General features: G+C 59.8%; 14 protein-coding genes and 1 pseudogene. 9 read left to right on the forward strand and 6 right to left on the reverse strand.

The features are described 5' to 3' along the window. Nucleotides 1–11: 11 nt before the first annotated feature. From ACIOWE_RS12510 to ACIOWE_RS12520, 3 genes are all read right to left on the reverse strand, one after another. Nucleotides 12–1,226 carry a hypothetical protein gene (locus ACIOWE_RS12510; RefSeq protein ID WP_401391528.1) on the reverse strand — a complete coding sequence of 405 codons (1,215 nt, stop codon included), beginning with the start codon at nucleotides 1,224–1,226 and terminating at the stop codon, nucleotides 12–14. Nucleotides 1,227–1,230: 4 nt separating this feature from the next. Further along, nucleotides 1,231–3,753, reverse strand: a complete 2,523-nt coding sequence (locus tag ACIOWE_RS12515; protein ID WP_401391531.1) for a TcfC E-set like domain-containing protein — start codon at nucleotides 3,751–3,753, stop codon at nucleotides 1,231–1,233. A gap of 108 nt (nucleotides 3,754–3,861) precedes the next feature. After that, nucleotides 3,862–4,353: a CS1 type fimbrial major subunit gene (locus ACIOWE_RS12520; RefSeq protein ID WP_401391533.1), complete on the reverse strand. Its 492-nt coding sequence runs from the start codon at nucleotides 4,351–4,353 to the stop codon at nucleotides 3,862–3,864. Between the two features lie 496 nt (nucleotides 4,354–4,849). On the opposite strand from ACIOWE_RS12520, the gene ACIOWE_RS12525 reads away from it, so the two are divergent. Together ACIOWE_RS12525 and ACIOWE_RS12530 are read left to right on the forward strand one after the other, a co-directional pair. Continuing rightward, nucleotides 4,850–5,425 (forward strand): PadR family transcriptional regulator, encoded by a 576-nt coding sequence (locus ACIOWE_RS12525; RefSeq protein ID WP_401391536.1) that lies wholly within the window; start codon nucleotides 4,850–4,852, stop codon nucleotides 5,423–5,425. Further along, entirely contained in the window at nucleotides 5,422–6,210 is a 789-nt protein-coding gene (locus ACIOWE_RS12530) for a siderophore-interacting protein (protein WP_401391539.1), read from the forward strand. Before ACIOWE_RS12525 ends, ACIOWE_RS12530 begins: the two co-directional genes overlap by 4 nt. 186 nt (nucleotides 6,211–6,396) lie before the next feature. Here the strand turns inward: ACIOWE_RS12530 and ACIOWE_RS12535 are convergent, their stop codons facing one another. After that, nucleotides 6,397–7,035: a Pr6Pr family membrane protein gene (locus tag ACIOWE_RS12535; RefSeq protein WP_401391542.1), complete on the reverse strand. Its 639-nt coding sequence runs from the start codon at nucleotides 7,033–7,035 to the stop codon at nucleotides 6,397–6,399. A gap of 1 nt (nucleotide 7,036) precedes the next feature. After that, entirely contained in the window at nucleotides 7,037–7,267 is a 231-nt protein-coding gene (locus ACIOWE_RS12540; protein ID WP_187680225.1) for a VF530 family DNA-binding protein, read from the reverse strand. Between the two features lie 300 nt (nucleotides 7,268–7,567). Here ACIOWE_RS12540 and ACIOWE_RS12545 point away from each other — a divergent pair, with 300 nt between their 5' ends. The 5 genes from ACIOWE_RS12545 (at nucleotide 7,568) to mvaD (ending at nucleotide 15,053) form a co-directional block, all read left to right on the forward strand. After that, a complete protein-coding gene (locus ACIOWE_RS12545; RefSeq protein ID WP_401391545.1) occupies nucleotides 7,568–8,929 on the forward strand; it encodes a carbohydrate porin in 1,362 nt (453 codons plus the stop codon). 215 nt (nucleotides 8,930–9,144) lie between these two features. Further along, nucleotides 9,145–11,556, forward strand: a complete 2,412-nt coding sequence (locus ACIOWE_RS12550) for a glucose/quinate/shikimate family membrane-bound PQQ-dependent dehydrogenase (protein WP_401391548.1) — start codon at nucleotides 9,145–9,147, stop codon at nucleotides 11,554–11,556. Between the two features lie 204 nt (nucleotides 11,557–11,760). After that, complete coding sequence (locus ACIOWE_RS12555) at nucleotides 11,761–12,990, forward strand: hydroxymethylglutaryl-CoA reductase (protein ID WP_401391551.1); 1,230 nt, start codon at nucleotides 11,761–11,763, stop codon at nucleotides 12,988–12,990. A gap of 3 nt (nucleotides 12,991–12,993) precedes the next feature. Continuing rightward, nucleotides 12,994–14,055 (forward strand): mevalonate kinase, encoded by a 1,062-nt coding sequence (locus ACIOWE_RS12560; RefSeq protein ID WP_401391554.1) that lies wholly within the window; start codon nucleotides 12,994–12,996, stop codon nucleotides 14,053–14,055. Next, nucleotides 14,052–15,053 carry a diphosphomevalonate decarboxylase gene (gene mvaD, locus ACIOWE_RS12565; RefSeq protein ID WP_401391557.1) on the forward strand — a complete coding sequence of 334 codons (1,002 nt, stop codon included), beginning with the start codon at nucleotides 14,052–14,054 and terminating at the stop codon, nucleotides 15,051–15,053. Before ACIOWE_RS12560 ends, mvaD begins: the two co-directional genes overlap by 4 nt. A 245-nt stretch (nucleotides 15,054–15,298) precedes the next feature. Here the strand turns inward: mvaD and ACIOWE_RS12570 are convergent, their stop codons facing one another. After that, complete coding sequence (locus ACIOWE_RS12570; protein WP_401391560.1) at nucleotides 15,299–15,718, reverse strand: hypothetical protein; 420 nt, start codon at nucleotides 15,716–15,718, stop codon at nucleotides 15,299–15,301. Between the two features lie 638 nt (nucleotides 15,719–16,356). Here ACIOWE_RS12570 and ACIOWE_RS12575 point away from each other — a divergent pair. Together ACIOWE_RS12575 and ACIOWE_RS12580 are read left to right on the forward strand one after the other, a co-directional pair. After that, the gene (locus tag ACIOWE_RS12575) at nucleotides 16,357–16,731 is read left to right on the forward strand and encodes a DUF6124 family protein (RefSeq protein ID WP_401391563.1); all 375 of its coding nucleotides are present in this window, start codon (nucleotides 16,357–16,359) and stop codon (nucleotides 16,729–16,731) included. A 682-nt stretch (nucleotides 16,732–17,413) separates the two neighbouring features. Continuing rightward, nucleotides 17,414–18,776, forward strand: a pseudogene (locus tag ACIOWE_RS12580) (LON peptidase substrate-binding domain-containing protein); the annotation flags it as partial.

Genomic DNA, 18,776 nt, shown 5'->3' on the forward strand with positions numbered 1-18,776 from the left:
GGTCGGAGCCTTCAGGCTTCCGAATCCCAGATAACGGTGATGTTGCCGGTGAACGTGTCGCTGAACCCGGGACGGATGAGAAAGTCGATCGCGTCCTTGGGCATTTCGAAGCGCAGCGAACCGACCTTGCGATCCTGATAAACGCTTGGCTGGAAGGGCCCGACCCATGTGTTGTACTGCAACTGGAGCAACTTCACGTCGCCACCGCCCGGGCCGGTGATTCCGGCGGGCAATGTGAGCTGGGTTATCACTTCGGTGGAGTTGCCTTTCGGGCTGCGCAGATTGCAGCGTGGGCCACCAAAGGAATTGCACAGCATCATCACTTTGAATCGCGACGAAGCCGACAGGTAGAAAATCTGGTCACGGTAGATCTTGATCGGCTTCTTGCCACTGTCGATCCAGCGCATCCAGCCGCCCTCGGGTTCCAGCACCACGCGATTGCCGCCCGGTGGCAGATCGACTTTGAGGGTGTGTTGCACGTCGAGCACGAAATCCAGATTCAGAATCCCGTCGTCGGGGTCCATCAACGGCCCCAGGCTGAAGTCACCGCTGGGCCCCATGGAATACGTCATCGAGCCGGTGTACAGCCCCGAAGACATACGCAGCGGATTGGGCGTGCGCAGTTCATAGGCAAAATCGAGGGTGTCGAAGTACATCGACGGGATGGTGAAAGCGGCGGTTTTGCTACACGCCGCCTCAACTGGCGCCTTCCAGAAAAATCGATAGCGATTGTCGCCATAAGCGCCGACGCCGCTGTACAGGCATGGCGCAGACGCATTCACCCAACTGCCCTCGGCCCAGAGTTTTCGATGACCTTCAAGCGGGTCCGTCTCCCCCGTCAGTGTGTACGCCGCATCGCTGAGGACGTACTGCGAGCCGATGCCGATGATGCGCACCTCCACCATTTCGGCGTCGCCGGTTTCGGCATTGGTCACGGTCAACTGTCGCCAGTTGGCCGGCACCCGCACATCAATGCTGTCATTGGGCTTCAGTGTCCGGATGTCATTGAACCGCACCGGCAACTGGATACTGAACATGTTGTTGTCGCTGCACTGGGCCGGATAGGTTGCGCAGTACCCGCTGTTCGGCGTCTTGTTGACGAACACGTTCTTGTTCGGTTGTGACGAATCCGGCTGAAACAACGCGCGGATCTCGCGACTGGCCGCCTCGATTGCCGGCGTGGCCATCACCAGGCACAAGCCCAGACCACAAGTGAGTCTTTTCATCGGATCAGCCCGCCTTCTGTTCAGTGGAGGTGACATCGGCCAGGGTGTCTGGCGTGCAGCGCAGATCGCCGATCATCAGCACATTGTTTTCACTGCGATGCTGGCTCTCCTCCAGACGGAACTGGCAGAGCAGCTGGTTCTCCCGGCGCACTTCGAGGGTCGGCGAGCCGGCGTTCATTTCCATCGAGAAAAAGCCGTCGACCTCGGTCACGCCACGGCTGGCGTGGTTGATTACATGGTGGCCCCTGAGCGGGCGGCCCTGCCCGTCGACGAGACGACCGAGCACGGTCAGGGTTTTCATCACGCGAATCTTGCGGTACTCGACCCCGCCCTTGTTCAGGTGATAACGGGTGCGGGCCGGAGCAATGGTCGCTGCCGGTACGTGATTGCCGTCGAAATCGAAACTCACCGAGCTGTTCTGATAAGCGGTGATCGGGATGAAATTGCGCCCCGGTTTCAACGCGGCGCTGCCACCGCTGAAATCGTCGGCGCGCAAGGTGATGTTGTCGATGTCCGACTCGACATCGACGATCAGTCCGGCGCCGCGTACTTCGTTGCGACTGGTCAGCAACATCTGCTGGCCACCGACCACCAACGTGCTGTCGACGTTGAGGCCGCCAGTGAAATTGCCGTTGTAGGACGAGCGCTGGACAAAACCGTCGCCATTCACCGTATCGGTGCGGAAATTCGCCAGGCTGGACATGCCGAGGCCATAGGTATCGGTGAGTGCGGTGAGCGAAACGTTTTGCAGGACGTGATCCTTGAAGTCCTTGCGCCAGCCGATCGAGCCATTGTTGTCGCGACTGCCGTCACGGGCCGTGCGCGAACCGATGCTGCCGGTAATCTGCTGGCCGGGCGCACCCAGCGCCAGATTGACGCTGAGGTCGACCCCGCGATTGCGCGCATCGCCGCTGCTGTAACTGCCCGGCCGATCAAACACCGACAAACGCCAACTGGCGTCACTGCCGAACAACACGGTGCGCTGCGTCCAGCCCAGATCCAGGCCGGCGCCTTCGACGTTGCCCTCGCTGTGCGACACCCGGGCGTTGAGCGAGCTCTTGCTGCTGAGCCGGTGGTTGAGCGCCAGCGACGAGTTGCTGGTCTGGCCGATAAACACGTTGCGCGGTCGAATGCGCGTGCCGTCGGGCAAGGTGTCGTAGGTGTTGGTGGTGTCGAGCCAACTGCGGCTGTGGCTGATCACCAGGCTGCCGGCCCCGTAGTTGTAAAGGCTTTGCAGGTCCAGACCGGTGCCGTAATCCTCGGTCTTGTAGACGTTGGCGAACAGGCTGAGGTGGTTGGCCAGCGTCCAGTCGACGGACGTGCCGTACTGCAGTTTTTCGCGGATCTGCCGCGCTGACAGGCCGAGAATCACTCGCGGGTGCATCAAGTAGTTGACCGACGCACCAGCGGTGGGACTGCCGCTGGACTGCGTGTCCCAGTTGCTCAGCAGTTTGCTTTCTTCGCCGGCAAAAACGTTGTAGCGCCAGCGCTCGTCGAGGTTGCGCCAGTTATTCGGCTTGTAGACCAGCTCTTGAGTGGTGGAGGTGATCTGGCCGTCTTCGATCAGGCGCACTTCCACTTCATAGATGCCGCCCGGCAGCGGCCGGGTGTCGAGGGTCTGCAAACCGGCGGGCACCGCTTGGGTGTTGATCAACAGGCCATCGCGATAAATCTCCACCGAGCCCTGCCGGTTGGCGGTGACGTAGATCGGGTACACGCTGGGCTTGGGGTTGTTGATCGCGAGGCTGTCGGAACTGCCGTACATCACGCCGACCGCCGTGTCGGGGCTGGTGCCGAACGTGCGCGGCTGACGGGTCAGGCCTTCGGAATTGGGGGTGAAATAGCCCAGACGGAAGAAACTGCCTTGCAGTTCGCGCTGGGTGTGCAGTTCATGTACCGCGTGGTAAAGCTTGTCGTCCGGGCCACCGAGGCGCGACAGCTGCAAATTCAGCGTCTGACTCCAGTTACCCAGGCTGCTGCTGGCTTCGAGGCCGTAGCGGCCACCCAGATCCTGATCCTGACCGCCGTTGAGGTTGAGCTGATTGCGCACCATCAAACCGTGGCTGCCGCCTTCGGGCTGATCGTGGTAACGCTTGGCTTCAACGTCGCGTTCGGCGTTTTCGGTGAGGATCGACACCTGTGAGTTTTCCAGGTTGTAGTGCACGGCCAGCACCTGATCCGGGCAGGACCCGGTGCAGTTGCCGAGCGCCACGCCAGGCTTCAGATAGGCCGCCCATTTTTCCCGTTCGGCGGCGCCGAAGCGGTTTTCGCTGGTGTCGGTGAATTCGAGCAGGGTGATGCGATCATCGCGGGACAACACCACCAGCGCCTCGCCCAGAGGCTGATGATCGAGCTCGACCCGAACCGCCAGAGGCACATCAAAGAAATGCTCCTCGAAATCCGCCGGCAGGCCTTTGGCCTGGGCCAACAGACTTCGCGGCGTGGTGCCGGCGGAGTTGGAAGCCACGGCTGCGCTGGCACAAAACAACAGCGCAAGCGCAGCCGCGATGGGTGTCATCGGGAACATGAACTCTTACTCTGATTACGAACTGTGGAAGTCCGAGGGGGCAAGCACGCGGCTTGCCCCCTCGGTGAGCGTTGACCTGGGGTCAGCGCTGGTTGTCGACGCGCTCGATCAAGGCGTCGCGACCGGAGGAACGGCGTCGAAGGTCATCGCGACCACACCGGTGTAATCGCCCGGCTCAAAGGAACCGCCGATCGCGCTGATGTTCAGCGCTGCACGGAAGTTCACATCCGACTCGGACTCACCCACGACCAGTTGTGGAGTTTGATTGAGAACGCGGTTGTTCAGCGTAACTTTCAACGGGATGTTGCTGGAACCCGAGATCAACTTGGCTTCACTGTCCAGGCTGGCGTGCACCGAACCATTGTTGTTACGCACGTCGAAGAAACCGTCGACCTCGTCCATCTTGCCCTTGCTCGGGTTGTAATCCATGCGCTGATCCTTGTTGATCAGATCAGGGTTGGTCGGCACTACATAAAAGCCGTTGGTCGGCACGTGAGCGACGATGTTGATGGAGTGAGCGGCTTCACCAGCGGCGAACGCTCCCGAGGAACCCAGTGCCAGAAGAGCCAACGGAGCAGCGATTGCGATTTTCTTGAACATCGTTCAGTACCTTGTTTTCTTGATGAGAAGGAAGAATTGAAAGTTCAGGTAAACCCTCAGGGGAGTTGAGCCAGGTCAACTTGAACTTTCAATGCCGGGGCATCATCGACTGTTGCCTCCGGAATGTAAGCAAGTAACTTCCTATAACCTCGTAGTTCAACAACCTCATGACCCGCAAGAAAAAAGAACGAAAAAACGATATTCAAAACAGTGACTGTAAGTTATGCCCTACATACAGATTAAGTTAAAAAACCATACAGCAATATCGCCCAGCCATAGCAGGGCTTAGTTGTAAGTTTAGAATACTTGCTCGATTAAATAGAGTGATGACTTTAACTTCAAAGTTATGCTTCGAGAAACCCTGGTGAAAATTGACCTGTTGCATTTGCTGCAGAGATCGCCGCTCGTCAGACGCCAGCCGCGTGGGGAAAAACCTCTTGCGTCAGCTTTAAGATATATCTTAAGTTATGTCTAAACATGACGAGAGAAGACAGAAATGAGAGACCATCATTCCCCCCATCGCGAACATGGCGATGGCCGCGACGGCTTTGAAAAACGGCCCGGGCGTGAACGCGGCGGCCGTGGCCCGCGCGTATTTGCCCCCGGCGACCTGAAATTGCTGTTGCTAGCGCTGGTCGCCGAGCAGCCATGCCACGGCTACGACCTGATCCGCCAGATCGAAGGCATGTTCGATGGCGCGTACAGCCCGAGCCCCGGCGTGATCTACCCGACCCTGACTTTCCTGGAAGAAAGCGAACTGATCAGCGGCGACGCCGAGGGCGGCAAAAAACGCTACAGCGTCACCGAAGCAGGCCGCTTGTTCTTGGGTGAACAAGCCGTGGCCCTGGATGGCGTGCGCATGCGCATCGACGTCAGCAAGCGCTCGTTGCGCGGTCATGACCGGCCGGCGGAAATCCACGAAGCGGTGCACAACCTGCGCCACGCCCTGCAACTGCACCACGGACGCTGGAGCCCGGAAGAAATCCTGCGCGTACGGGATCTGCTCAACGACACCGCCAAAGCCATCGTCGACGGCCCTGCCGTTCAACCTGCCCCGGAGAAAGCCGAATGACTGCAGTCGATAGCCAAACCATTCACCGCGTGATGCACGAAATCAAACGCCGTCGCCTTGAAGTGTTGCGCGTGGTCGACCTGACCCCACGCATGCGCCGCATCACTCTCGGCGGGCCGGAACTGGCCGGGTTCATCAGCCTCGGCACCGACGATCACGTCAAACTGCTGTTCCCGCAGAACGCCGAACAAGCCGCTGCGCTGGAAACCATGGTGCTTGGGGCCGGCAAGGACAACGGGCCGATGCCCGAGATGCGCGATTACACCCCGCGCCGCTACGACCTCGACACACTTGAGCTGGACATCGACTTCGTCCTGCACGGCGACGGCCCTGCCTCGACCTGGGCGGAACAGGCCAAACCGGGGCAATTCCTGCACATCGGCGGGCCACGCGGTTCGATGATCGTGCCGGACATTTTCGACAGCTACCTGCTGATCGGCGACGAAACCGCGCTCCCCGCCATCGCCCGCCGCCTTGAAGGCCTGGAGGCCAATCGCAAGGCGCTGGTGGTGATCGAAGTGGAAAACGGTCGCGAACAACAAGTGCTGGAAAGCGCGGCGCAGGTCAATGTGATCTGGGTCTTGCGTGAGGGCGGCAAGGACAACCTGCTGACCACCGTCAAACAGTTGCAGGTACCCAAGGGCAATCTGTACGCGTGGGTTGCGACGGAAACCAAAGTCTCACGGCAGATCCGCCGGGTGTTACTGGACGAGCATGGCCTCGACGAACAACTCGTCAAAGCGGTCGGCTACTGGCGCGCTGAAGGCACTTCCGAAGAGGAATGACTTTTTGGTATTCACCCTCCACTTGAGGGGTGAACTCAATTGTGGTGAGGGGATTTATTCCCGATGGGCTGCGCAGCGGCCCCAGAACCTGCACCAGGATGAGCCAGGTAATCCGTGGAGGCAGGTTTCAGGGCCGCTCCGCGCCCCATCGGGGATAAATCCCCTCGCCACAGGTTCTGCATGAATTCAGGACTGCGATCCGCGCCAGCGGTCGAGGCCGATTACCAGTAAACCGATCAGCACAAACCCCACCATTATCCCCCCGGCATTGATGAACACCTGCGGATAACCGATTGCCGCGACATCAATGAACGGATACGCATACGCGCCCAGCAAGTGGCCGCGCAGCAATGCATAGATGAAGTACACCAGCGGATAAATCAGCCACAACGGTAGATGCCTCAGGCGCAACGAGCCCTTGGGCACACACAACCACCAATAGCCCAGAAACAGCAACGGCATCACGTCGTGCAGCAGTTCATCGGCGATAAATTGCCAACCTTCGGGATGCCACAAATGCCGCAACAAGATGCTGTAAGCGAGGCCGACCACGACAATGCTCACGGCAATGCCGCTGCTGACCCACGGCTGTAAAAACCAACGGCGCGCAGCGGATTCACGCTCGGTCACGGCACAGGTCAACACCGTCGCCACCAGCGTATTCGTCAGAATCGTGTAGTAACTGAAGAAGCTCACCAACCCGCCCAACAGGCTGGCGCCAACACTCAAGCGCGCGAAGAAAATCAGGTAAAGCTGAAGGCCCAACCCCGTCCAGCCGAGCACGGCAGCGCAGGTGATCAGGCGTCGCCGCCAGACGGCGTCCATCTCAGAGAGGGCGCTTGGTGCGCATCAATTTCACGTACAGACGTTCGACCTTCTCCCGCGCCCACGGGGTTTTACGCAAAAACGTCAGGCTCGACTTGATGCTCGGATCGCTTTTGAAGCAACGGATGTCGATGCGTTCGGCCAGCCCCGACCATTCATAGTGGGCCACCAGCGCGGTGAGGATCTGTTCGAGGGTCACGCCGTGCAGCGGATCGGGGGATTGTTCGTTCATGCCTGGCCTTTGGGCGAAGTGAAAATGCAGAAGCCGCGCACCTTAGCCGAGGGGGTGATCGGGTGGAAGGCCTTCCTTCAAATGTAGGCCAACCCGAGAAGATCGCAGCCTGCGAGCAGCCCGACAATGCGCCCGTTTGCCGCACTGTTACCGAATCCGAAAGGCTGCATGTCAGTAAAACCCCTTTGTCTTTTTGTTACAGATCATTATCCTGCCGCCCTTCGGCTGAAACGCTTCACTGCCCGCGACAATTTGAAGCACTCGGCCCGCACTCTCGAAAACACCAAAAAAGACTTATCCATGCCCGATTTTTCCTTCTCCCGAGACAGCGCTGTCTCTACCCTGCGCATCCTTGGCGGCTGCACCGCTCTGGGCCTCGCCACCTGCGTTCAAGCGGCCCCCGCGTTCGACAGCGAATCACCGTACATGCTCGGTGACTGGAACGGCACGCGCACCGAACTCTCGGAAAAAGGCTACGACTTCAAGCTCGATTACACCGGCGAAATGGGCAGCAACCTGCACGGCGGTTATGACCACGACCGTACCGCACGCTACAGCGATCAGTTCGGTCTCGGCACGCACCTGGACCTGCAAAAGATCATCGGCTGGGACGACGCCGAGTTTCAACTGACCATCACCAAGCGCAGCGGCAACAACATCAGCAACGACCGCATCAACGATCCGCGCGTCGGCGGTTTCACTTCCGCTCAGGAAGTCTGGGGCCGTGGCCAGACCACGCGCCTGACGCAGATGTGGTATCAGCAGAAATTCTTCGATCAGAAACTCGATATCAAGGTCGGCCGCTTCGGCGAAGGTGAAGACTTCAACAGCTTCCCGTGTGACTTCCAGAACCTCGCATTCTGCGGCTCGCAGGTCGGCAACTGGGTCGGCGGCATCTGGTACAACTGGCCAGTCAGCCAATGGGCGCTGCGCGTCAAATATCACCTGACGCCAGAGCTGTACGCACAGGTCGGCGCCTATGAGCAGAACCCGTCGAACCTCGATCGCGGCAACGGTTTCAAACTCAGCGGCAGCGGCACCCAGGGCGCGATCCTGCCGATCGAACTGGTGTGGACGCCGAAGCTCAACGGCCTGCCGGGCGAATACCGCGCCGGTTACTACTACAGCAACGCCAAGGCTACCGATGCTTACAAAGATCAGAACGGCCAACCGGCAGCGTTGAGCGGTGAAGCCTATCGCAGCGCGTCGAGCAAACACGGCGTGTGGCTAGGCATTCAGCAACAAATCACCAGCGTTGCCAGCGACAACTCGCGCGGCCTGAGCGTGTTCGCCAACGGCACGATGCACGACAAGAAAACCAACGCCATCGACAACTACGTACAGGCCGGCGTGACCTATAAAGGCCCGTTCGACGCCCGCGCCAAAGACGATATCGGTTTCGCCCTGGCCCGCGTGCACGTCAACCCGGCCTACCGCAAAAACGCCGAAGCGACCAATCAGGCCCACGCTGTTTACGACTACGACGATCCATCGTTCCTGCCGCCACAAGACACCGAATACAGCGCCGAACTGTATTACGGCGTGCACGTGACGAACTGGCTGACCGTACGCCCGAACCTGCAATACATCCGCCACCCGGGCGGCGTCGACAAGGTCGATGACGCGCTGATTGCAGGACTGAAGATCCAGTCCTCGTTCTAAAGAACTACACGGATCAAATGTAGGAGCGAGCCTGCTCGCGAAAGCAATTTCAACTTCACCAAAGAAGTCGACTAACACACCGCTTTCGCGAGCAGGCTCGCTCCCACAGGAAATTTAGCTAGCTACACAAGTTTTATCTGAACCATGCCCGTGCCAAATCGTCATCTACAGTGACTACAGCGCGGGACTACATAAACGTCACGGAGAATCACACTATGAGCACCGAAAGTGCTTCGAGTCGGGGCCGTCTGCTACCGAGCCTGCTCGGCATTCTGCTTCTACTGATGGGCCTGGCCATGCTGGCCGGAGGGGTCAAGCTGAGCATGCTCGGCGGCTCGCTGTACTACCTGCTGGCCGGTATCGGCATTGCGCTGAGCGGCATTCTGTTGCTGATGCGCCGTCGCGCGGCGCTGGGCCTGTACGCCATCGTCCTGTTTGCCAGCACCGTTTGGGCGCTGTGGGAAGTCGGTCTGGACTGGTGGCAACTGGTGCCGCGTCTGGCCCTGTGGTTTGTCCTCGGCTTCGTGATGTTGCTGCCGTGGTTCCGTCGTCCACTGCTGCTCAATGGCCCTGCGCCGATTGGCACTGGCGGCTTGACCGTGGCTGTGGTTCTGGCCGGCGTCACTGCCCTGGCCAGCCTGTTCACCCACCCGGGCGAAACTTTTGGTGAACTGGGCCGCGACACTGCGGACATGACCAGCACCGCGCCAGCCATGCCCGATGGCGACTGGCAGGCCTATGGTCGCAGCGAGTTCGGCGACCGCTACTCGCCGCTGAAGCAGATCACCCCGGCCAACGTCGGCAAGCTGCAAGAAGCCTGGCGCATCCAGACCGGCGACCTGCCGACCGCTGATGACCCGGTAGAGCTGACCAACGAAAACACCCCGCTGAAAGCCAACGGCATGATCTATGCCTGCACCGCGCACAGCAAAGTGTTGGCCCTGGACCCGGACACCGGTAAAGAACTGTGGCGCTTCGACCCGCAGATCAAGAGCCCGGTCGGCTTCAAAGGCTTCGCGCACATGACCTGCCGTGGCGTGTCGTATTACGACGAAGCCGCGTACGCCAAGACTGAAAACGCAGCCTCCGCGGTGATTTCGGAAGCCGGCAAAGCCGTTGCTCAGGCTTGCCCGCGTCGTCTGTACCTGCCAACCGCTGATGCGCGCCTGATCGCCCTGAACGCCGACACCGGCAAGATCTGCGAAGGCTTCGGCAAAAACGGTGTGGTTGACCTGACCCAAGGCATCGGCCCGTTCACCGCCGGTGGTTACTACTCCACCTCGCCAGCGGCGATTACCCGTGATCTGGTGATCATGGGCGGTCACGTCACCGACAACGAATCGACCAACGAGCCATCGGGCGTGATCCGCGCCTTCGACGTGCGCGACGGCCACCTCGTATGGAACTGGGACAGCGACAAGCCAGACGCCACCGAGCCTTTGGCACCGGGCGAAACCTATAGCCGCAACTCGGCCAACATGTGGTCGCTGGCCAGCGTCGACGAAAAACTCGGCATGGTTTACCTGCCACTGGGCAACCAGACTCCAGACCAGTGGGGCGCTGACCGCACCCCGGGCGCCGAGAAATTCAGCGCCGGCGTCGTAGCCCTGGACCTGGCCACCGGTAAAGTGCGCTGGAACTACCAGTTCACCCACCACGACCTGTGGGACATGGACGTTGGCAGCCAGCCAACCCTGCTCGACATGAAAACCGCCGACGGCGTGAAACCTGCGCTCATCGCCCCGACCAAGCAGGGCAGCCTGTACGTCCTCGACCGTCGTGACGGCACGCCGATCATTCCGATCAAGGAAATCCCGGTCCCGCAAGGCGCCGTGAAAGGCGACCACACCGCACCGACTCAGGCCCGTTCGGACCTCAACCTGCTGGCCCCGGAACTGACCGAAAAAGCCATGTGGGGCGCGAGCCCGTTCGACCAGATGCTGTGCCGCATTCAGTTCAAGGAACTGCGTTACGAAGGCCAGTACACCCCTCCTTCGGAACAGGGCAGCCTGATCTACCCGGGTAACGTCGGCGTGTTCAACTGGGGCGGCGTGTCGGTCGATCCGGTTCGCCAGATCCTCTTCACCAGCCCGAACTACATGGCCTTCGTCTCGAAAATGGTGCCTCGCGAAAAAGTCGCGGCCGGCAGCAAACGCGAAAGCGAAACCGCTGGCGTGCAACCAAACACCGGCGCGCCATACGCGGTGATCATGCACCCGTTCATGTCGCCATTCGGCGTACCGTGCCAGGCCCCGGCCTGGGGCTACGTCGCCGGCATCGACCTGACCACCAGCAAAGTCGTGTGGAAACGCAAAAACGGCACCAGCCGCGACAGCTCGCCAATCCCGATCGGCTTCACCCTCGGCGTGCCGAGCATGGGCGGTTCGATGGTCACGGCCGGCGGCGTCGGCTTCCTCAGCGGCACCCTCGACCAGTACCTGCGCGCGTACGACGTGAACAGCGGTAAAGAGCTGTGGAAATCGCGTCTGCCAGCAGGTGGCCAAGCGACACCGATGACCTACACCGGCAAGGACGGCAAGCAATACGTGCTGCTCGTTGTCGGCGGTCACGGTTCGCTGGGCACCAAAATGGGTGACTACGTGATTGCGTACAAACTGCCGGAATAAGTTTTAGCGGCGGTTACAAGAAAGCGATGCCCCAAACGGGGCATCGCCTTTTTTGTGCCTGGCGAGATGAGCATATGGCAGCGTCTCAATCGCCAATCGGTATAGACAACTGTCAACTCTGACAGTCGCCACGTGGACGTTTCTTGCCGATCATCAATGACAGGTGCACGCAATGACGCACCTATTGATGAGCGGAGCCCCCCGATGTCCATCACCCCGCATTTTGGCACTCACTGGATCGAAGCGCTGATCAACGGTGACCTGCACCTGCATCAGTTGCCGGATAACCTCACGCAAAAAGAAGCCGCGCTGATCCGCCGCGAAGCGCTGCAACACATCAGCGGTATGTCCCTGGACACCATCGGCCGTTACACCTTCGATCCGCAACCGGCAAAGTGCGAAAACTTCATTGGTGCCATCCAGATACCACTGGGCGTTGCCGGGCCGTTATTGATCAAGGGACAGGCCATCACGGCGCAGGAACCTCTCTATGCCCCCATGGCCACCAGCGAAGGCGCGCTGATTGCCAGCGTATCCCGTGGTTGCAGTGCAATTCGGGCGGCCGGCGGCGCGCTGGTTCGGGTCGAAGACATCGGCATCACCCGGGCACCGGTGTTTCGCTCCACCGGTATCTTGCAGACTGAAACTTTCCTGGCCTGGATCAGCAGCCACTTTCAGCAGATCAAATTGCTCTGCGAACAGGACAGCAGCCATCTGCAACTGCAAGACATTGTGCCGGCGGTGGTCGGCACCTCGATCTACCTGCGCTTTCGCTTCCACAGCGGCGATGCCATGGGCATGAACATGGCGAGCATCGCCTGCGACCGGGCGATCACTCAACTGATCAGTCCAGAAACCGGTGTGCCGTGCATCAGCATCTCAGGCAATTACTGCACCGACAAAAAACCTTCGCGAGTGAACTTCCTCAACGGACGCGGCAAGCGCATCCATGCCGAAGTCCATCTGAGCGCCGACATCCTGCGCGACATTCTCAAGACCGACGCCACCTCGTTATGCGAGGTGCAATACCGGAAAAATCTGCTGGGCTCGGCCATGGCCGGAACCATCGGCTGCAACGCCCACCACGCCAACATCCTCGCCGCATTTTTCATCGCTACGGGTCAGGACGTCGCGCAAGTGGCTGAGAGTGCAATCGGCATCACTTGTATCGAAGCCTGCGAACATGGCGCGATTTACGCGTCGATTCTGTTGCCTGATACGCCGCTGGGAACCGTCGGCGGAGGCACCGGCCTGAGCACCCAACGTGAAGCACTGGCGCTGATGGGCATCGTCCCCGGCACCCGCGCGACGGGTGTTGACACCCGGCGTCTGGCGGAAATTCTCGGCGCCCTGGTGCTCGCCGGCGAACTGTCGATCATGGCCGCACAGGCCTCTCATCAACTGGTACAGGCGCACAAGCGCCTGGGCCGCTGAAACATGCGCGTGATCCACGCCAAGGCACCAGGAAAAATCATCCTGATGGGCGAACACGCCGCCCTTCACGGCTGCCCGATACTGGCCTGCTCAGTAGGGCTGTATTGTCAGGTATGGCTACAGCCGCGTCAGGACGGGCAGCTCAAACTGCAACTGCCCGACCTGGCACTCGAAGCCGTTTATCCACCGGGTTACTTGGCCGATTACGCCCGCGATGTTCGGCAAGCATGGGAGCTCTATCGCAACACCCCCAACCCACAGACCTTTGCTCGACTGCGGGGTGACGACCGCGATCATCTGGTCAAATGCGCCATTGGCGAAATCCTCCTGCATGTGCCCGCGCAGGACTGCCGCGGCTTCAGCCTGCGCGTCCAGTCGCAGATTCCGCTCGATGCCGGATTCGGCAGTTCCGGCGCCCTTGCGGTGACGCTGATGGCCGCGTTGTCACGGCTGTTCCGGCTGAACGCGGCGCACCATCCGCTGGAATCCCTGGCGATGCAGGTCGAACGCTACCAACACGGCCAGCCTTCGGGGATCGATCACAACACCAGTCTGCGCGGCTCGCTGGTCGAACGTCGGCGCGATCCCTATGGCGCATATCATTTCACCTCGTGGTCCGACACCAACCTGAACCTGCCGCTAGCAGATCTGCGCATTTACCATACCGGCGCCGCCCGTGAGAGCACCGGCCAGATCATTGCCGCTACCCGTCATCGACTGGAAGGCCGCGACAACCCTCTTTTGGCCAGCCTGTGGCGCCATACCGAACGTTTTCGCGCCCTGTTGCAGCAATCGCCCCCGCCGCTCGACGCCTTGAAAACCGTGGTGCGGGCCTACGAAGCGGACCTGGAAAGCCTGGGTATAGTGCCCGCCACGATCATGGATACGATCCGCGCCATCGAAAAATCCGGCGGCGCGGCCAAGATCTGCGGCGCGGGTGGATTGTCCGGGGATCAGGCGGGCGCGCTGTTGGTGATTGACGCAGCAGACCTGCCAGAGCTGGCGCGCTATCGGCGAATCAACGCGGCACTGGCGGTGCCTGGGCTGGAGCTTAGCGAGTCATGAAGCGCATCAGTGTCTCGTCCCCCGCCAACATCGCGCTGATCAAATACTGGGGCATGCGCGACGTACAAAATACTCTGCCCAACAATGCCTCCCTTTCAATGACCCTGAACCGCTGCGTCAGCCGCTGCACCCTGGCGACCCTGCAACGCGGTGTGAGCGATGAAATACTCTGGCAAGTCTCCAGCAGCGCATTGATACCCGCCGACCCGACACTGCGCCAAGGTATCGAGCGCCATCTGCAGACGCTGCGGGAACACTTCGACCACTGGCAACCCTTGCGCATCGCCACGACCAACAGCTTCCCAACCGGCGCTGGCATCGCCTCCTCGGCGGCGGGGTTCAGTGCACTGACGGTAGCCTTCGCCGTGCACTGCGGGCACTCGCCGCAGCACCCCGACCTCAGTGACCTGGCACGTCGCTCCGGTTCCGGCTCGGCGGCACGCTCAGTGCTCGGCGGCTTCGTGCAATGGCCGTGCGATGCCCTGCTGCTGTCAGGCCCCGCGCGACAAATCGCCCCGGCTCACCACTGGCCGCTGCATGACCTGATCGCTGTGGTCGACACTCGCCGCAAAACTGTCAGCTCCCGCCAGGGCCACCTCGCCGCTGCAAGCAGCCCCTTCTATTTGACCCGTCTGGATCGACTGCCGGAGCGCCTGGACAACCTGCGTCGGGCCATCCTTGAACGCGACTTCGACACCTTGGCCGATCTCGTCGAGCGCGAAGCCGTGGAGCTGCACATGATCGCCATGACCTCGCAACCGCCAATTTTCTACTGGCAACCCGCGACCCTGGCGATCCTCGCACGGGTACGCCAACTGCGCAGCGAAGGCCTGGAGGTTTGCGCCACCATCGACGCCGGTCCCAACGTCCACGTACTGTGTACCGCGCAAGATAGCCCCGGAATATTCGCCGAACTACGCAAACTGCACGGCATCGAACGCTGGATCCTCGACCGAGCGGGCGACGGCCCGAGGCTGCTGCATGAACATCTGTTCTGATGAAGACTGATTCTTGATAGGGGGCATTATTCGATTGCGTAGATACTGCCGGAATATGCTTTAGCGGCGGTAAAAGAAAGGCGACACCCCACAAAGGATGTCGCCTTTCTTGTTACCAACAATTCCCCTGTACGGGATCAGGGAATGCTCTACAGAATGACATGTACAGAGCTGATGGGTGAAACGCCGCCCACCGCGCGACATCAATGACATTCCCCCTCACCCCGCGCATTGCTGTTTTCATGTCAGTGTGCAGAACTTTTATCTTTGACTTTCTTGGTCAAATTAAACTCACAATCAATATTCAGTTTGACGCCCGGCCCTGTAAGGACGCCTTTGAAAGACGCATCGTATGTTCCGGCTGCAACATTGAAATCGATAGTTACAGCTTCCGACTCGCTTGTTTCCGCGGTTATAAAGTCGAACCCATCCAGAGACTGATATTGCAGCCTGTCAAAGGTCGCGCCATCAGCCGTTCCATCACTTTTAAAATTAAAGTAGAGGCTGGTGAACTTCCGTTCACCCACCTCCTGTACCCCGTAGATGTGAAATTGGGGATTTGCAAAATTGACATTCAATACGTTCGCGCTGAAAGGGATTCCGTCGATCACGCCGGTAAACGTTCCCGTGACATCGCTGTTTTCTTCGATCTTCATGCGATCCATGCTCAACTCCATGATGGTCTTTTGGAGTAGAGATAATGTGGATTGCTGGTTGAAAATGTAACTGTCAGTTCTGACAGTCAGATAGATCAATAGCTTCTAAAGACAGTGCGCACTCAAAACAAATAGTGCTAATCCGCAAGCCTCCGAACTACATGGCCTAAGTTTCGAAAATGCATCGCTTGTGCACAGCCACACCCCTGTAGGAGCTGCCGAAGGCTGCGATCCTTTGAATTTGGCTTTTGCAAATCAAAAACAAGATCAAAAGATCGCAGCCTTCGGCAACTCCTACAGGGTGAAGTATGTTGGCCTGTGGGAAATATGCTTGTCCTACAGATGCTGGTGATTGCGCGGAGATTTCCGACAAGTCGTGTCGGTTGTGCGTCGGAAATGGGCTAGATAGGCTCGGGGGGTCGCTGCAGATACAGCGATGGGGCGTCGCGGCCCGATAACTGATGCATAATCGCCAACCTCACGGCACCTCGGTGCCTGTTGTTTGTCATGGCGGCTGTGCGCGGGATACCTTCTTGGAGGTATGCCGATTTCTCAGTTATCGGTCCGCGAACCCGCGTACAGCTGCCACCTCAAATTGCGTCGCGGCAATCGAAGGTAGCTCCACTTTCACCAACTGAGTATTCATCATGAAAAAGCCGACACCGAATCCCCCAGAAACCGATACCACCTCGCCCTACGAATCCCCCGATTCCAAGAAATTCCACGAAGCCGCCGAACGCGCCCTCGACCACTACCTCAAACCGAACGCGCTCACCCTGCCGTTCCACAAACCCAGCACCATGTTCCAGGTCGCACCGGATCAGGACAGCGAAAGCCTGCTGGCCCACGCCTGCGAATCACTGGCCCAAGCCAGCCTCATGAGCAGCGACGTCGCCGCCTACATCGACCTCCCGCAGCGGCGAACGATCATGGCGATTCAGCAAATCATCATGCTCGCCGAACTGGCGGTGAACCGCGTGCTGGACAACCTCGAAATCCCCCAGCCCCCAGCACATAACTAACCCCTAGTGGGAACGAGCCTGCTCGCGAAGGCGTCAGCCCATCTAGCAGTTATGGCGCCTGACACAGCGCTTTCGCGAGCAGGCTCGCTCCTACAGTGGATTGGGTACATTCAGTCAGAAAATGGTCGGCTGCAAGGCCGCCATCGCTGGCAAGCCAGCTCCCACAAAAAACGAGTACACCTCCACACGCGGCGCATGCCGCCCCACTCAACACAATGAGCGTTAGCTCGAGTAAAGCTCTTGATCTTGATCCACGGGCGACGTCGGAAGGCTGAGCGGAGGGATTGATCCGGGGGTGGGAGCGCAGCGACCGTTTGGCGAAGCCAAACACATCGAGAGGAGGTGCAGCGCAGCAAACCGTAGGCGATGCCCCCCGGATCGATCCCGCAGCGAAGGAACCCCGAGCCCCAGCGAGCGGGCCGAACGCAGGAGCAAAGCCTTTTCGGTTACCTTTTCGGCGTTTGGAAAAGGTGACTCGCCGTAAGGGCGAAACCTTAATCCGCCATCACCAAAAAAACGGATATACACACAAACCCCAAGAACATGGTCGGCCCAAAGGCCGCCAAGTCCAAAGCGTGAACCCTGTCAAAACCCTGAACACACAATCAGAAACACCGCCCCCCATTGAAACCACCCAAGCCCTGCCCCATCTAAGACCCATACCCCATTGCGCAGGTGCCCCATGAGCGACCAGCAAGAATTCCCGGAAAACCCAGACGACTACACCGAAGCCGAACACATCGAACACACCTCCTCCGGCAAAGGCCTCGCGCTGCCCGGCCAGAACCTGCCGGACAAGGTCTACATCATCCCGATCCACAATCGCCCGTTCTTCCCGGCCCAGGTCCTGCCGGTCATCGTCAACGAAGAGCCGTGGGCCGAAACCCTCGAACTGGTCAGCAAATCCGATCACCACTCCCTGGCCCTGTTCTTCATGGACACGCCTCAGGAAGACCCGCGCCACTTCAACACCGACGCCCTGCCGCAATACGGCACCCTGGTCAAAGTCCATCACGCCAGCCGCGAAAACGGCAAACTGCAATTCGTCGCCCAGGGCCTCAGCCGCGTGCGCATCAAAACCTGGCTGAAACACCACCGCCCACCGTATCTGGTCGAAGTCGAATACCCGCACCAGCCCACCGAGCCGACCGACGAGGTCAAGGCCTACGGCATGGCGCTGATCAACGCGATCAAGGAACTGCTGCCGCTCAACCCGCTGTACAGCGAAGAACTGAAGAACTACCTCAACCGCTTCAGCCCCAACGACCCCTCGCCGCTGACCGACTTCGCCGCCGCCCTGACCTCCGCCACCGGCCCCGAACTGCAAGCAGTGCTCGACTGCGTGCCGATGCTCAAGCGCATGGAAAAAGTCCTGCCGATGCTGCGCAAGGAAGTCGAAGTCGCGCGCCTGCAAAAAGAGATTTCTGCGGAAGTTAACCGCAAGATCGGCGAACATCAGCGCGAGTTCTTCCTCAAGGAACAACTCAAGGTCATCCAGCAGGAACTCGGCCTGACCAAGGACGACCGCAGCGCCGACCTCGAACAGTTCGAGCAGCGCCTCGAAGGCAAGGTCTTGCCGGCGCAGGTGCAAAAGCGCCTCGAAGAAGAAATGAACAAACTGTCGATCCTCGAAACCGGATCGCCGGAATACGCGGTCACCCGCAACTACCTCGACTGGGCGACCTCGGTGCCGTGGGGCGTGTACGGCGAGGACAAACTCGACCTCAAGCACGCCCGCAAAGTCCTCGACAAACACCACGCCGGCCTCGACGACATCAAGGATCGCATCCTCGAGTTCCTCGCCGTCGGTGCTTATAAAGGCGAGATCAGCGGTTCCATCGTGCTGCTGGTCGGCCCGCCGGGCGTGGGTAAAACCAGCGTCGGCAAATCCATCGCCGAATCCCTCGGCCGACCGTTCTACCGCTTCAGTCTCGGCGGCATGCGTGACGAAGCCGAGATCAAGGGCCACCGCCGCACCTACATTGGCGCGCAGCCGGGCAAACTGGTGCAGGCGTTGAAAGACGTCGAAGTGATGAACCGGTGAT

It is taken from the genome of Pseudomonas sp. NPDC087598 (assembly GCF_044743525.1).
GTDB lineage: Bacteria > Pseudomonadota > Gammaproteobacteria > Pseudomonadales > Pseudomonadaceae > Aquipseudomonas.